This is a genomic window from Flavobacterium cerinum, assembly GCF_004028155.1.
GTDB lineage: Bacteria > Bacteroidota > Bacteroidia > Flavobacteriales > Flavobacteriaceae > Flavobacterium > Flavobacterium cerinum.
The window spans coordinates 160,055-175,126 of sequence record NZ_SBII01000005.1 but is presented as its reverse complement, the minus strand read 5'-3'; the positions used below and the strand labels follow the sequence as shown (position 1 = coordinate 175,126).

The following is a 15,072-nucleotide window of genomic DNA, read 5'->3' as shown; positions in this document are numbered from 1 at the left end:
ATATATTCAAAGAAAATAGGCGAGAATAACCCCTAAGATAATAACAATAAGCTTTGCAAGATTAAATTTATGACCTTCATTGCTTTCAAAAATTATTGTAGATGATATATGGAATAGTATACCAATTACAATAGCAGATATCTCTGTATAATAATGGCTTATAAATTCCAACTGATCCGATATAAGTGTACCTAAGGGTGTCATGATGGCAAAAGCCAGCATAAACAACATTATTACGGGTTTCTTAAGTCCTGAATTAACAAAGAATGCGGTTAATATTATCGCAATAGGGAAGTGGTGAATTGCAATTCCCCACGCCATATCATGATGATGGCTTACCGGCATACCTTCTAATAATGCATGAATACAAAGGCTTAAAAAAAGTAACCATGGCATCTTAGTAAGGTGTTCGTTTCCATGAGCATGAACATGTCCGTGCTCAGCACCTTTAGAAAAATACTCTAATATTATCTGGAACACGATACCCGCCATAATAAAAATCCCAATGGAATTATTGTGGCCGTGATCATGCCCTTCATGCGCATGAAGGCTATTCTCATACACTTCAGGCAAAAGATGCATTACCGTAAGAGACAGAAGGAAAGCTCCACTAAATGCAAGTAATAGTTTAAGATTTTTTTTATTCGTTGGCTTTAATATAAGTGCTATACCATAACCAAGAATAACCGATAATAAAGGGAGAATATATATCATACTATTTAAAGATCATGATTAAACGCTCAGACTCGTTTTTGAAAAATTTCTTTAATTTATAATCACCAAAGGTATCAAGTAAATAAATACCGGCTTCTTCCATCATTCTCTCAAAATCTTCAAGTGTCAGTGCCTGTACTTTTTCGGTGAAATGATATTTTTCACCTTTATCTTCAAAATCAATTTCTTTATAGATGTGATTGTCTTTTAGATAACGTTTTATATGAAAATCGATCCCATCTACGGTTTTTACTTCTTCGGGCACCAGATTTTTAAGAACCTGTGGCACATTCATAAAATCGATAACAGCAAAACCATATTCAACAAGGCTCTCTGTAATCGCTTTTAGCGTCTTGATGTTATCATTATCATCTTCAAAGTATCCAAAGCTCGTAAAGAGGTTAAAAATAGCGTCAAACTTCTGATCGAAAGGTTCGCGCATGTCGTGCACTTCAAAGTGCAGTTTTTCATTGCTGTTCTTAGCAGCTTCGGTTATACTGTTCTCAGATAGATCGGCACCGGTAACATCATAACCTAATTGGTTAAGATATATAGAGTGCCTGCCTTTACCACAAGCCAGATCCAAAATTTTGGCATCATCAGGCAGGTTTAAATATTGGGTAATATTGTCCATGAAAAGCTGCGCTTCTTCATAGTCCCGGTCCTTGTATAGTATGTGGTAATAAGGTGTATCAAACCAAGAGGCAAACCAGTTGTTTGTTTCTTTTTGCATATTCATTGAATGTACCCGCAAAATTAGTTTATTTTTGCCAAGAATTTGAGACCCACACATGGAAAATAATTTTAAAATGATTGCCAAAACCTTTTTTGGTTTTGAAGAGATACTTGCCAGAGAACTGCAGGTTTTAGGTGCGCAGGAAGTAGAGCAGGGCGTAAGGATGGTTAGTTTTAAGGGAGATAAAGGCTTTATGTATAAAGCCAATCTTTCGTTACGTACTGCCCTTAAGGTACTTAAGCCAATTTATTACTTCAGGGCATTCAACGAGCAGAGCCTTTATAAAGGTATCCAGGGTATTGATTGGTCAAAATATCTAAACGCAAACCAGTCTTTTGTTGTAGATGTAACCCTGCATTCAGATAGTTTTAATCACTCACAGTTTGTTGGATTAAAAGTTAAAGATGCAATTGTAGACCAATTCAGGGATCGTTACGGTAAAAGACCAAGCATCGATAAAGATTATCCGGATCTACGCATAAACATACATATACACGATGACCAATGCTCTGTAGCACTAGACACTTCGGGTAATTCACTCCACCAAAGGGGATATAAAACAGCTACAAACATTGCACCTATAAACGAAGTATTAGCAGCAGGTATGCTATTACTTTCAGGATGGGATGGTCAGGGTGATTTCCTTGATCCGATGTGTGGAAGTGGAACAATACTGGCTGAAGCAGCTATGATCGCTTGTAATATCCCTGCAAACATTAACCGTAAGGAATTTGCTTTCGAAAAATGGAGTGACTGGGACAACGACCTTTTTGATATGATCGTAGATTCGCTGATGAAGAGAACGCGTGAGTTTCATTATACCATAAAAGGATATGACAAAGCACCTTCGGCAGTTATGAAGGCTAAAGACAATATCAAAAATGCCAACCTTGATGAGTATGTTACCATAAGGCAGGAAGATTTCTTTACTACCGAAAAAGAAACAAGAGGTCCGTTACATATGGTATTCAACCCACCTTACGGAGAAAGGCTTGATATTGATATGGAGAATTTCTATCAGGATATTGGCGACACGCTTAAGCAATCATACCCGGGTACACACGCCTGGTTTATTACGGCAAATCTTGAAGCTCTTAAATATGTGGGACTTAAACCTTCCCGTAAGATCAAACTTTTTAACGGTAAGCTGGAAACACGTTTTGTGAAATACGAAATGTATGAAGGCAGCAAAAGAACCAAGTTTCAACGTAATGAAGAAACAGAAGGCGATATAGAAAATAACGAACAGACAACTGATATTTAAAGAGATGAACAAGAAAACTAAATCATTTTTGTACAACTTATTAGGTTTTTTACCTTTTTATGTACTAACTTATTTCCTTGTGAAAGAATTTACAGGCGTTACAGGTGTTTGGATACCGCTTATTGCTGCAGTTTCTACAACTTTATTAGCCCCTAAATTTCAAGCCGTTAAACTTCATGGAGAAGAAAAAATATACATGAAATGGCTTTTTACAAAAGGTGTAAAAGAAGTAAAATAAGCTTTAACAGCTGAAAAAATAAAAATCCATTGTTTCTAATTATAAGAAATAATGGATTTTTTGATTTTAACAATAATTCCCTCCCTTAATTAATCTTTGAAGTTGGTAATCTCTTTCAGGTAGTTTAACATTTTAATTTCTTTCTGTATCAAAGAAATCAAAAGGAATCCAAACCCAATTAAAAATACAGAACCACTAATAGCACAATACCAAAACATCCCTGCACTCATATTTGATTTAAATACCGGAAGTAACAAAACAAATCCGGCTATATAACTCAAGTAAATAATTGGAGTATGCAGTAAATGGACTTTTTTTCTCCATATATGATAAGCAGTTATCCTCTCAGAATATTCTACAAAAGAAGCATTCGGCTTTATTTTAGAAAAACGCTTCATACTAATTAATTCCAAAGTAATCCTCCATGATAACATCCCAATCATCAGGCTCATTCCTGTAGTAAACAAGCTCAATTGGTAAAAACCGATCCAAAAAAAATAAGCTATCAGCACAGCTAATGTTATAGCAAGTATTATCGCTGTTCCAATATATTTATTTTTAATTTTTTGTATTTGGATTTCTGTTTTTTGAATAATATCATGAGGATGGATTGACGTTTTCTTTTTAGATTGGCTGTTCCACAATTCCTGTATTTGGTTAAAATCGTTCATAATTGCACACATTGAGTTAAACTTTTTTTAATTCTATGAATTCTTACCCGAACATTTTCTTCAGTAATACCTATTATATTTGCTATTTCATCATATCCTATGTTTTCAAGCACCATAAGTATAATCATTCTGTTGATTTCTTCGAGTTTTTGAATACAGGCATACATTTTAATGAATCTTTCTTCCATTTCTTCTGAGTCACTATCAACTGTTGCGGTAGAATTTTCTTTTGTTAAAACTCCTTTTTTTGAGTTTTTTTTACGGAGTAAAACCAAACAGGTGTTCACAGATATCCTGTATATCCAGGTTGAAACTGAAGAATCACCTCTAAAGGAATCCAGATGTTCCCAGACTTTCATAAAAACTTCCTGAGCGGCATCGTTTGCCAGGTCGGTATCTCCATTGAAATAACCTTTACTGAGGCGCAGGATCTTTGGATAATGTTCCTCAAATATTTTATTGAATAGAAATTCTTTTTCCACCTTAATCAATATTTTCTAATAAATTAGTTAAAAACCATTCCGGCTGGTCGTACATCACAAAATGCGCAGATTGATCCGCATATTTAATTACGACATTGGGCAGTTTTTCAAATTGAGCTTTGTACGTTTTCTCTACTATTGCCCGATCCGGGAATGTGGCTGCTAATACAGTTACCGGAACAGTAATTTTTGCAATTTCATTTCGCAAATCAAGATTCAGCATTTCTATATATCCATAAACATAAGTTTTCCTGTCTGAATTTTTCATCATCGCTACAATAGATTTTTGCCCTTCAGGACTTTTACTCATAAAGGCCGCCTGTTGTGCAATCATTTCCTGAAAAGTTTTATCGTCCATTTCAAGCATTTTTGTGCTTTGGGGGTTGTCAAAAGGAATTTTCTCTCCTGTATAACCCGGAATCATTACAGCTGCTGTGCTTGGTAAGCCGTCAATGACAATAACCTTTTTAAACATATCAGTATGAGAAGAAGCAAGCCATAGTGCCAGTGTGCCTCCTAAACTATGTCCTACCAAGTTGGTTTTTTCTAACTTGTTTTCCTTTACATATATCGCGATTTGATCTTTAATAGTAGTAAACCAGGGCATTTCAATAGGAGCAGCATTGCCAAAACCGGCAAAGGTAAACAGGTGCAATTCGTGGTTTCGGGATAACTCTTCTACCACATTATCCCATACTTGAGCACTACATCCAAAGCCTGGAAATAACAACACAGGAGTTCCTTTTCCTTTTACAACAACATTAAAAGCTTTCTGCCCGTGCACAGGATGAGAAAATAAGCACAATAAAACTAAGGTAATCGATACAATCGTTTTCATAATGTTTGATTTTAATTTTCTCTTTTGATTCAGAACTATTAAAATTGTTACAATAAAACTATAATAATTTTAAAAAAGGAATCACACTGGAGGTTTAGTAACCGATACAACCTAATTTTTTGGAACAAATACGCGACATATTAATTGTGTAATTAGCAAAGGAAAAATAACATATAGTGACTCAAAAGTTTTAGCTATGTCTTGTATAAAAAAAAACGGAGGCTAAAGCCTCCGTTTTTAATTTTTATTTTTTTAGATGTGTATCAAAATAATCAGCAATCTTCTGATTCAGGTGAATCCTGTCTTTACCACGTACGTTGTGTTCATGAGTAGGGTATAAGAAGTAATCTACCTGTTTACCTGCTGTAATACATGCATTGATAAACTCCATGCTGTGTTGTTGTACCACAACATTATCCTGTGCTCCATGAATTACAAGCAATCTGCCTTTTAATTGTTTAGCTTTATTGATAACACTTGTTTTTTCATATCCTTCAGGGTTTTCCTGTGGTGTATCCATATAACGCTCACCGTACATGATCTCATAGTATTTCCAATCACATACCGGACCACCGGCAACACCTACTTTAAAGGTATCTCCCTGATTAAGTAGTAATGAAGTTGTCATGAAACCACCAAAACTCCATCCAGAAACACCAATTTTATCCTGATCTACGAATGATTTCGATTTAAGGAATTCAACACCTTTCATCTGGTCTGCCATCTCGTTTACACCAAGATTACGATGTACCACATGTTCAAAATCACGTCCACGGGCATCACTGCCTCTGTTATCTAGCGTAAATACCACATAACCCTGCTGTGCTAAATAGTAATCAAACAAAGATGCACCACCCAACCAGCTGTTAGTAACCAATTGTGCATGAGGGCCTCCATAAACATAAACGATTACTGGATATTTTTTAGCAGCATCAAAATTAGCAGGATATATAATCCTTCCGTTAAGAGGTGTTTTACCATCGGCAGAAGTTACTGTAACCAGTTCCATTTTAGGCAATACTGTTTTCCCGGAATATGGATTCTCTGCTTTGAAAAGCGAAGTCACCTTACTGTTTTTCAGATTGATAATGCTTACATCATTTGGTGTTGTCACATTACTTAAATTGTCCAGTACTAGTGAACCGTCAGTACTTACAATCGCATCATGCGTACCAGAACCTACTGTTAACTGTGCTGTTTTACCACTTTTAAGCTCAACTCTGTATAATTGTCTGTCCAGACCGTTGTTTGCTGTACCAATGTAAAATACATTTTTAGCATCAGTATCAAAATCTAATAGTTCAGTAATAACTACATCTTTAAAACCTAAGTTCTTAATAAGCTTACCGCTTGTACTGTAAAGGTATAATTGCTCGTAACCGTCTTTTTCACTTCTGTATAAAAACTGATCGTTTTTACCGGGAACAAAAGTAAGATTGTGCAATGGCTCAACATACGTTGTTGCTTTCTCTTCAAACAGTGTTTTCACAAAATTACCGGTTGCAGCATCATATACGTTTAATTTCAGGTGATTCTGACCTCTGTTAAGTAAACCAACAAATACCTGTTTCCCGTCTGGCGACCAGGTAACACAAGTAAGATATTGCTCTTTAGGTTCTCCTGTTTTAAGTGTTAATGATTTGCCCAAAGCAATATCATACACCATAAGAACAACTTCTTCGCTCTTCATACCCGCCATTGGGTATTTAATATCTTTATTAGACGCAATACGCTCATCCCAGTTGGTAAGCGGGTAGTTTGCTACCATCGTTTCATCTTTATGATAGTAAAGCAGTTTGTTACTGTCAGAGCTCCACCACATTCCTTTGTTGATGCCAAATTCCTGACGGTGTACATAGTCACTACCATTAACAATACCTTTATCTGTATCGTTTGTTACATTAATAGGTGTTCCGTTAAGCGGAGTAATAACAATATTGTTTTCTTTTAACCATGCGGCATAATTACCATTTGGAGAAAGTTCCTGTTTAGCAGCATCAGATGCAACACCAATTGCCGATTTAACTTCTTTTTTATCAGCATCAAAAAGTACCAGATAGTTTTGATTTTTTCCGTTTACTTCAAATGATAATGTGCTTTTGTCTTTCCATTGGTAAGTGTAAGGGAACATTTGAAGTTCAAAAGTATCCGAAGGTAACTTAGCTTTAAGTGCCGAAACCAATTGACTTTTTGTAACTAATATAGCTTCTGCCCATTGACTTTCTTCACTGCGTGCCATCAGGTTCTGATAGGTAGCATCAAGATAAGTTATGGTTTTAGCATCTTTTCTCCATGCCGGAGCTACCATGCTTTTTGGTGCAAAGCTTTGGTATTGCCCAAATGTTGCCTCCTGTACAGTAAGGTTTTTTTGAGCTGTTGCGGCCATTCCCGTGAAGAGGAACAGCAGTAATAATTTTCTCATGTGTTTGTTATTTGAAAGGCGAATTTAATTAAACTATAAACTTCTACGAAATGTAATCGTGTTAATTAGTGTTCGATGCAATCAGTTTGTTACAAAAAAATCCGTTTCGGTTAAGAAACGGATTCAGATAATATAGATCGTGCTAATTATTTAGCTAAGATTCCAAGCTCAACCATACAGGCTTTCATCATTGTGTAAGTTCTTTCAGCATCATTATCAAGACCAATAGAGAAACGGATAAGACCATCTGTAAGCCCCATTTCTTTTTGTTCGTCTAATGGTATTTCACTTGATGTTGATGTTCCCGGCGCACTGAACAATGTTTTGTAGAAACCAAGACTCACTGCAAGGTAACCTAAGTTACGCTGCTGCATTAATTCCATTAACTCATTTGCTTTTTCAAGTGTTCCCACATCAATAGTCATCATACCTCCAAAACCATACTCAGGATTTATCATCCCTTTGTAAAGCTCATGGCTTGGATGGCTTTTAAGTCCTGGGTAAACTGTTTTTAATCCGTCTTTTTCAAAACGTTCCGCTAAGTATAATGCATTATAGCTATGCTGTTTCATTCTTATGTGTAACGTACGTAGGTTCTTAAGAACACTTGCAGAACGTAAGCTGTCCATTGTTGGACCTAATAACATACTGGCACCGTCATTTACATTACGAAGCGAATCTATAAATTCCTGCGTACCACAAGTAACACCGGCTACAGTGTCACTGCTTCCGTTAATATATTTAGTAAGACTGTGTATTACTACATCAGCACCCATCTTAGCAGGAGCCACAGATAGCGGAGAGAATGTATTATCTACAACCAGTTTAATATTATGTTTTTTAGCAATTTTTGCCAAACCTGCAATATCAGCTACTTCAAGAAGTGGGTTACTCACTGTTTCACAGTAAAGTATTTTTGTAGTAGGAGTGATCGCTGCTTCAACAACATCAAGTTTAGTTATATCTACAAACGATGTTTTGATTTGAAGTTTTGGCATAAAGTTTTTCATGAAAGCATACGTTCCGCCATAAATTGTACGGCTTGAAACGATATGATCTCCCGCGGCACATATTTGTAATAATACCGGAGTAATAGCTCCCATACCTGATGCCGCTACATTAGCTGCTTCTGTACCTTCCATAGCTGCAAGAGCCTGGCCTAAGTACAGGTTACTTGGCGATGAGTGGCGTGAATACAGGTAACATCCTTCTGCATTACCTTCAAAAGTATCAAACATGGTCTTTGCCGAAAGGAATGTATAGGTAGAAGAATCAGATATTGATGGGTTTACACCACCAAATTCACCAAAATATTGTAAATCCTGGATATTATCTGCGGGATTAAAATCTTTCATAATTTTTGTTTTTTAATAGTAGTTTGTTAAAGCAAATAAATAGAATAGTAAGTTTATAATCAATCCTATACTGTTTATTTAGATTATTTTTCTTTAAATTTGATATTTTGTAGTTAAATAATTTATTTAAGCTACTCGTAATTAAATAATCTCCGATTTTTTTTCAGATGGATGCAATAGATAAAAAGCTTTTGATGCTGCTTCAGGAAGATAGCACAAGAACAACAAAGGAACTTTCGATCAAGTTAAACCTTTCGGTTACTGCCGTTTATGAACGTGTAAAAAAACTGGAACGGGAAGGTGTGGTTAGTAAATATGTTGCCCTCCTGGACCGAAATAAGCTCAAAAAAAGCTTTGTAGTTTTTTGCCATTTAAAGCTTATCCAGCATACAAAAGAATACTTAACCAAATTCGAGCAGGAGGTAACTCGTCTTGATGAAGTATTAGAATGCTATCATGTAAGCGGCGATTATGATTACATCCTTAAAATATTTGTAGAGAACATGGAAGAATACCGTGAGTTCATGGTAACTAAACTTACCACATTACAGCATATTGGCAGTACACACAGCACGTTTATGATAAGTGAAGTAAAAAATACCACTATTATTACCTTATAAAACCTAAAGTTTTCCAAACCTTCGGAAATATTTAGATGTGGTTTCTTAAATTTGAGAAAATCACAATAAATGGAAAACAAATTACAAATAACCCCGGTTGACAAATGGTTCATAAATCCACTTAAAGAGTTTATAAGTAATTCTGTAATGGGAGGTATTACCCTCTTCATCGCTGCGGTTATTGCTGTAATTATGGCAAATTCCCCCTGGTCTGACTGGTATTTAAATTTATGGAAATACAAGATCGCTATAACACTTAACGGTAATACATTTCTTGATTACGACATACAACACTGGATCAATGACGGACTTGTTGCCGTCTTTTTCTTTGTGCTCGGACTCGAATTAAAACGCGAAATGGTTGCCGGCCAGCTTTCCGGACTTAAAAATGCTACTTTACCTATTATTGTTGGAGTTTCAGGTATGGTGTTCCCAGCAATGATCTTCCTTTTATTAAACGGTACAAGTTCTGAAGCCTCAACCGGATGGGGGATACCTATGGCCTGCGACATTGCCTTTATATTAGGAGTATTGTACTTATTAGGAGATAAAGTTCCGGCATCTGTAAAAATATTCTTTACAGCTTTTGGTATTGTTGATGACTTAGGAGCTATACTTATTATAGCCCTTTTTTACACAGACCAGATTTCATATGTACACCTTATAATAGGGCTTTCTTTCTTCTTAGTACTAATACTTGCTAATAAGCTAGGGGTAAGAAATACTTTATTTTATGCTGTAGTAGGTATATTGGGTGTGTGGGTTCCATTTTTATTATCCGGCATTCATGCTACAATCGCAGCAGTTCTGGTTGCTTTTACTATACCGGTTTCAACAAAAATAAGCGAACAGGGGTTTTTAAACAAAATTAAGAAGTTTTCCATCAGACTTAATGATGCAAACACAACCGATACATCTGCCGTAACAAAAGAGCAATTACATATTTTGGGCGAAATGAAAACATTGACAAAACACGCAATGACACCATTACAAAGGCTAGAGCATGATCTCCACCCTGTAGTTTCTTTTATTGTAATGCCGCTTTTTGCATTGGCAAATGCGGGTGTTGTTTTTACACTCGATCTCGATTCTTTATTGGCTAATAATATATTTACAGGAATTGTATTTGGCCTTATCATTGGAAAATTCTTAGGTATATTTGGAGTTACAGCTATCCTTGTAAAATTAAAAATGGCTAAACTGCCACGTAACATGACTTTAAGGCATTTATTTGGCATAAGTATATTATCGGGAATTGGATTTACAATGTGTCTTTTCATTACAGGTCTTGCTTATAACGATGACGTTCATATAGCACAGGCCAAACTGGGAATTTTCACAGCATCAATACTTGCAGGAATTCTAGGTTACATTATTTTAAAAACCGGACCTGCAAAAAAAATAATAACGAAAAACACTTAAATAGTTTTCAATATCACAAACATTCAATTCAAGAAATAGGGCATATAAATTTAAGAGCATGTTTTTGTCTTTTTGTCTTAACCATAACAAAAAACTTCCCTAAATTTGCCTTACAAATAAAATCACACACAAATAAGATATATTATGAGTTCATTTGACGTAGTCGTTATAGGTTCTGGTCCCGGCGGATATGTAGCAGCCATTCGCTGTGCACAATTGGGTTTCAATACCGCAATCATCGAGAAGTACCCAACACTTGGAGGAACTTGTCTTAACGTAGGTTGTATTCCATCTAAAGCTTTGCTTGATTCATCACACCATTACCAAGACGCTACCACTCATTTTAAGGAGCACGGTATTGATATTGCCGGCGAAATAAAAGTAAACATCGAGCAGATGATCGCCCGTAAAAAAGGTGTTGTAGACCAGAATGTTTCAGGTATTAAATACCTGATGGATAAAAACAAGATCACTGTTCTTGAAGGTGTAGGCTCTTTTGAAGATGCTACTCATATAAAAGTGACTAAAAACGATGGTGCTTCTGAAACTATTGAGGCAAAGTACACAATCATTGCTACAGGTTCTAAGCCATCGTCTTTGCCATTTATAAAAATAGACAAAGAAAAAATAATCACTTCTACAGAAGCCTTAAACCTTAAAGAAGTACCTAAACACCTTATCGTTATTGGTGGTGGTGTAATTGGTCTTGAATTAGGTCAGGTTTACCTTCGCCTTGGCGCTCAGGTATCTGTAGTAGAATATCTTGACAGAATTATTCCAGGTATGGATGCTGGCCTTTCTAAAGAGCTTACAAAAGTACTTAAGAAACAAGGCATGAAATTCTACACGTCTCACAAAGTAAAATCAGTAGAAAGAAGCGGAGAAGGCGTACAGGTTCAGGCTGAAAACGCTAAAGGTGAAACGATCACACTTGATGGTGATTACTCATTAGTATCTGTTGGTCGTCGTCCATATACTGACGGACTTGATGCTGATAAAGCGGGAGTTAAGATTACCGAGAGAGGACAAATTGAAGTAAACGATCATTTACAGACAAGCGCTTCTAACATCTATGCTATTGGAGATGTTATCAAAGGAGCAATGCTTGCACACAAAGCAGAAGAAGAAGGTGTATTTGTTGCTGAAACTTTAGCAGGACAAAAACCTCATATCGATTATAACCTTATACCGGGTGTTGTTTACACATGGCCTGAAGTTGCTGCTGTTGGTAAAACAGAAGAGCAGCTTAAAGAAGCAGGTGTTGCTTACAAATCAGGAAGTTTCCCTTTCAAAGCTTTAGGCCGTTCTCGTGCGAGTATGGATACTGATGGTTTTGTGAAAATACTTGCTGATGCTAAAACAGACGAAGTTTTGGGTATCCACATGATAGGTGCACGTACAGCCGATCTTATTGCTGAGGCCGTAGTTGCAATGGAATTTAAAGCATCAGCTGAAGATATCTCAAGAATGTCTCACGCTCACCCAACATATGCAGAGGCTATCAAAGAAGCAGCTCTTGCAGCAACTGACAACAGATCAATACATATGTAATTCAATATACAGGGTACTTAAACCTTGTAGGTGTTTATATCAACAAACCCACTCTTTACAGAGTGGGTTTTGTATTTAATAACAATGTATGTACTTTTGAATACTTAATAGAACGATTTGAGAACTTCCGTTATCCTTACTATAAATAATACCGATCAGTTTAAAAACCAATTGCTGCAATGGGCACAACAGTACCGCGAAGTAGTGTTTTTAGACAGTAATAATTATGAACAGCAGTATTCGTCTTATGATGCCGTATTGGCCGTAGATGCCCTTACCGCTATAAAAACGGATCATCATAATGCTTTTGACGATCTAAATACCTATCAGCAAATTACAAAAGACTGGATATTTGGATACCTTTCATATGACCTTAAAAACGATACCGAAGACCTTCATTCATCAAATTTTGACGGATTGGAATTCCCTGATCTTTTCTTCTTTCAGCCTAAAAAACTATTCTTACTTAAAGAAAATAAACTTGAGGTAAAATACCTTAAAATGTGTGATGATGAGCTTGATGAAGACATTAAGGAAATCATAGAGCTTAAAAATTTTAAATTCGAAAATTCAAATTTAACATCGCTATCGAACATAAAACAAAGAATATCAAAGGAAAGTTATCTGGGAAAAGTGGAGCAGATGTTAGAACACATCCATAGAGGCGATATCTATGAAGCTAACTTTTGTATGGAGTTTTATGCTGAAGATTCGGTAATCGATCCATATGATATATATACTAAGCTTAACGCAATCTCAGAACCGCCTTTTGCCGTATATTTTAAAAACTATAAACAATACCTGATTTCGGCTTCACCGGAACGTTATATAAGAAAAGAAGGAGATAAAATAATATCACAGCCCATAAAAGGTACAGCAAAGAGAAGTACAGACACCAATGAAGATAACGCCATAAAAGAAGCGTTGACACTTAACGAGAAAGAACGATCTGAAAACATAATGATCGTAGACCTTGTTCGTAATGATCTGTCACGTACCGCAGCCAAAGGAAGTGTAACCGTAGAAGAATTATGTGGAGCTTATACTTTTAAACAGGTGCACCACCTGATCTCAACTGTAATTTCAAAGACGGAAGTTGGTGCTTCTCCGCTTGATGTAATAAGGACTACTTTCCCAATGGGAAGCATGACGGGTGCGCCAAAAATATCTGCTATGCAGATCATTGAAAAACTGGAAGAAACCAAACGCGGACTTTACAGTGGAGCAGTAGGCTATTTTACACCCGAAAGTGATTTTGATTTTAATGTCGTAATCAGGAGTATTCTATACAACAAAGAAAATAAATATGTTTCCTTTTCTGTAGGCAGTGCTATTACTTCACTTGCCAGTCCGGAAATGGAATATGAAGAATGCTTACTGAAAGCAAGAGCAATGCGAACGGTTTTAGAAGCTTAAATATCTGTAATTAAAATTTATTATCTTTGAAAATGCTTGCGAACCTACAGGAACATCTCTATAAGACATTGCCTTTTTTAAAAGAAAAAAAGCTGCTCGTCGCCGTTAGCGGAGGCATAGACAGTATTGTTTTACTGGAACTCTTAAAGCAACTTAATTATAATATTTCAATTGCCCATTGCAATTTCAGCCTCAGAGGAATTGAGAGCGATGGGGACGAGCAATTCATCCGAGATTATGCTCATAAAAATAACATTGAAATTTTTGTAACCCGCTTTGATACAATGCATTTCGCAACAGATAATAAACTATCCATTCAAATAGCAGCGAGAAAGCTAAGGTATGTTTGGTTCAGTCAATTATTGGAAGAAAACAACCTTGATTACCTTCTGACAGCACATCATCTTGATGACAGTATTGAAACCTTTCTTATCAATTTCATACGAGGCACAGGGCTTGAAGGCCTCACCGGAATTCCGCAGCAAAATGACAGGGTTATCCGCCCTTTGTTACCTTTTACACGAAGTGAAATCGAAATGTATGCTAAAGTTAACAACATCCTTTGGAGAGAAGACAGCAGTAATGCTTCTGATAAATACCTCCGCAACAAACTTCGACACGATGTTGTTCCTGTTTTAAAATCACTCAATCCAGCATTTGCAGATTCTTTTCTTCAAACAATAGCTAATTTACAACAATCGCAGTCTCTGGTAAATGATGCCGCCATATTGGTTTATCAACAATTGGTATCTGAACATGAAGGACAGAAACATATCAATATCGAACAATTAAAACGACTTCCTAATTATAAGGCGTATTTGTACCAATGGCTTAATGCTTTTGGATTCACGGCATGGAATGATATTTACGATCTTTTAGAGGCTCAATCAGGAAAACAGGTGCTTTCAGCAAATTACCGCCTGCTTAAAAACAGGGAAGTCCTACTACTTGAAGCCTTGAAACCTTTAGATAAAGAGGTCTATGAAATAGGAGAGGGCGTTACAGAAATAAATAAACCATTCACAATTAAGCTGGAAATGGTGAATGAAATTTCAACATATAGCACAAAAAAGGTCATTTTTGTTAATAATAATTTAATAAAATTCCCTTTATTTGTGCGCAAGTGGCAAGAAGGAGATTACTTTTACCCTCTTGGTATGAACGGACAAAAGAAAAAGGTTTCCAAATACTTTAAAGATGAGAAAATGTCTTTATCTGAAAAAGAAAACACCTGGCTGCTTTGTTCTGAAAATCAGGTTGTATGGATTGTAGGTAAACGGGCAGATGAACGTTTTAAAACAAAAGACACAACAAATCAAATAGTAAAAATTGAAGTTTTATAA

The 15,072-nt window shown here is 36.1% G+C and carries 14 protein-coding genes; 7 read left to right on the top strand and 7 right to left on the bottom strand.

The genetic code is table 11. The features are described from left to right. Positions 1–6: 6 nt before the first annotated feature. Both EPI11_RS09425 and EPI11_RS09420 read right to left on the bottom strand, forming a co-directional pair. Entirely contained in the window at positions 7–714 is a 708-nt protein-coding gene (locus EPI11_RS09425) for a ZIP family metal transporter (RefSeq protein ID WP_128389714.1), read from the bottom strand. A 1-nt stretch (position 715) separates the two neighbouring features. Next, positions 716–1,447: a class I SAM-dependent DNA methyltransferase gene (locus EPI11_RS09420; RefSeq protein ID WP_128389713.1), complete on the bottom strand. Its 732-nt coding sequence runs from the start codon at positions 1,445–1,447 to the stop codon at positions 716–718. A 58-nt stretch (positions 1,448–1,505) separates the two neighbouring features. Here EPI11_RS09420 and EPI11_RS09415 point away from each other — a divergent pair, with 58 nt between their 5' ends. Then, positions 1,506–2,714 (top strand): THUMP domain-containing class I SAM-dependent RNA methyltransferase, encoded by a 1,209-nt coding sequence (locus EPI11_RS09415; RefSeq protein WP_128389712.1) that lies wholly within the window; start codon positions 1,506–1,508, stop codon positions 2,712–2,714. A 79-nt stretch (positions 2,715–2,793) separates the two neighbouring features. Continuing rightward, entirely contained in the window at positions 2,794–2,952 is a 159-nt protein-coding gene (locus tag EPI11_RS09410; protein WP_241657602.1) for a hypothetical protein, read from the top strand. 89 nt (positions 2,953–3,041) lie between these two features. Here the strand turns inward: EPI11_RS09410 and EPI11_RS09405 are convergent, their stop codons facing one another. The 5 genes from EPI11_RS09405 to EPI11_RS09385 all read right to left on the bottom strand — a co-directional run bounded on the left by EPI11_RS09405 (position 3,042) and on the right by EPI11_RS09385 (position 8,720). After that, positions 3,042–3,623 (bottom strand): hypothetical protein, encoded by a 582-nt coding sequence (locus EPI11_RS09405; protein WP_128389710.1) that lies wholly within the window; start codon positions 3,621–3,623, stop codon positions 3,042–3,044. After that, positions 3,620–4,105 (bottom strand): RNA polymerase sigma factor, encoded by a 486-nt coding sequence (locus EPI11_RS09400; RefSeq protein ID WP_128389709.1) that lies wholly within the window; start codon positions 4,103–4,105, stop codon positions 3,620–3,622. Before EPI11_RS09400 ends, EPI11_RS09405 begins: the two co-directional genes overlap by 4 nt. 1 nt (position 4,106) lies before the next feature. Further along, a complete protein-coding gene (locus tag EPI11_RS09395) occupies positions 4,107–4,943 on the bottom strand; it encodes an alpha/beta fold hydrolase (RefSeq protein WP_128389708.1) in 837 nt (278 codons plus the stop codon). A 244-nt stretch (positions 4,944–5,187) separates the two neighbouring features. Next, positions 5,188–7,365, bottom strand: coding sequence for a S9 family peptidase (locus EPI11_RS09390; protein WP_128389707.1), 2,178 nt, complete (start codon positions 7,363–7,365; stop codon positions 5,188–5,190). Between the two features lie 146 nt (positions 7,366–7,511). Continuing rightward, complete coding sequence (locus EPI11_RS09385) at positions 7,512–8,720, bottom strand: aminotransferase class I/II-fold pyridoxal phosphate-dependent enzyme (RefSeq protein WP_128389706.1); 1,209 nt, start codon at positions 8,718–8,720, stop codon at positions 7,512–7,514. A 167-nt stretch (positions 8,721–8,887) separates the two neighbouring features. On the opposite strand from EPI11_RS09385, the gene EPI11_RS09380 reads away from it, so the two are divergent. The 5 genes from EPI11_RS09380 (at position 8,888) to tilS (ending at position 15,072) form a co-directional block, all read left to right on the top strand. Further along, positions 8,888–9,340 carry an Lrp/AsnC family transcriptional regulator gene (locus EPI11_RS09380; RefSeq protein WP_128389705.1) on the top strand — a complete coding sequence of 151 codons (453 nt, stop codon included), beginning with the start codon at positions 8,888–8,890 and terminating at the stop codon, positions 9,338–9,340. 69 nt (positions 9,341–9,409) lie between these two features. Further along, positions 9,410–10,762 (top strand): Na+/H+ antiporter NhaA, encoded by a 1,353-nt coding sequence (nhaA, locus tag EPI11_RS09375; RefSeq protein ID WP_128389704.1) that lies wholly within the window; start codon positions 9,410–9,412, stop codon positions 10,760–10,762. 144 nt (positions 10,763–10,906) lie between these two features. Beyond that, positions 10,907–12,313: a dihydrolipoyl dehydrogenase gene (gene lpdA, locus EPI11_RS09370; protein WP_128389703.1), complete on the top strand. Its 1,407-nt coding sequence runs from the start codon at positions 10,907–10,909 to the stop codon at positions 12,311–12,313. Positions 12,314–12,430: 117 nt separating this feature from the next. Then, the gene (locus EPI11_RS09365; protein ID WP_128389702.1) at positions 12,431–13,729 is read left to right on the top strand and encodes an anthranilate synthase component I family protein; all 1,299 of its coding nucleotides are present in this window, start codon (positions 12,431–12,433) and stop codon (positions 13,727–13,729) included. A gap of 32 nt (positions 13,730–13,761) precedes the next feature. After that, on the top strand, positions 13,762–15,072 hold the full coding sequence (gene tilS / locus EPI11_RS09360) for a tRNA lysidine(34) synthetase TilS (protein WP_128389701.1): 1,311 nt from the start codon (positions 13,762–13,764) through the stop codon (positions 15,070–15,072).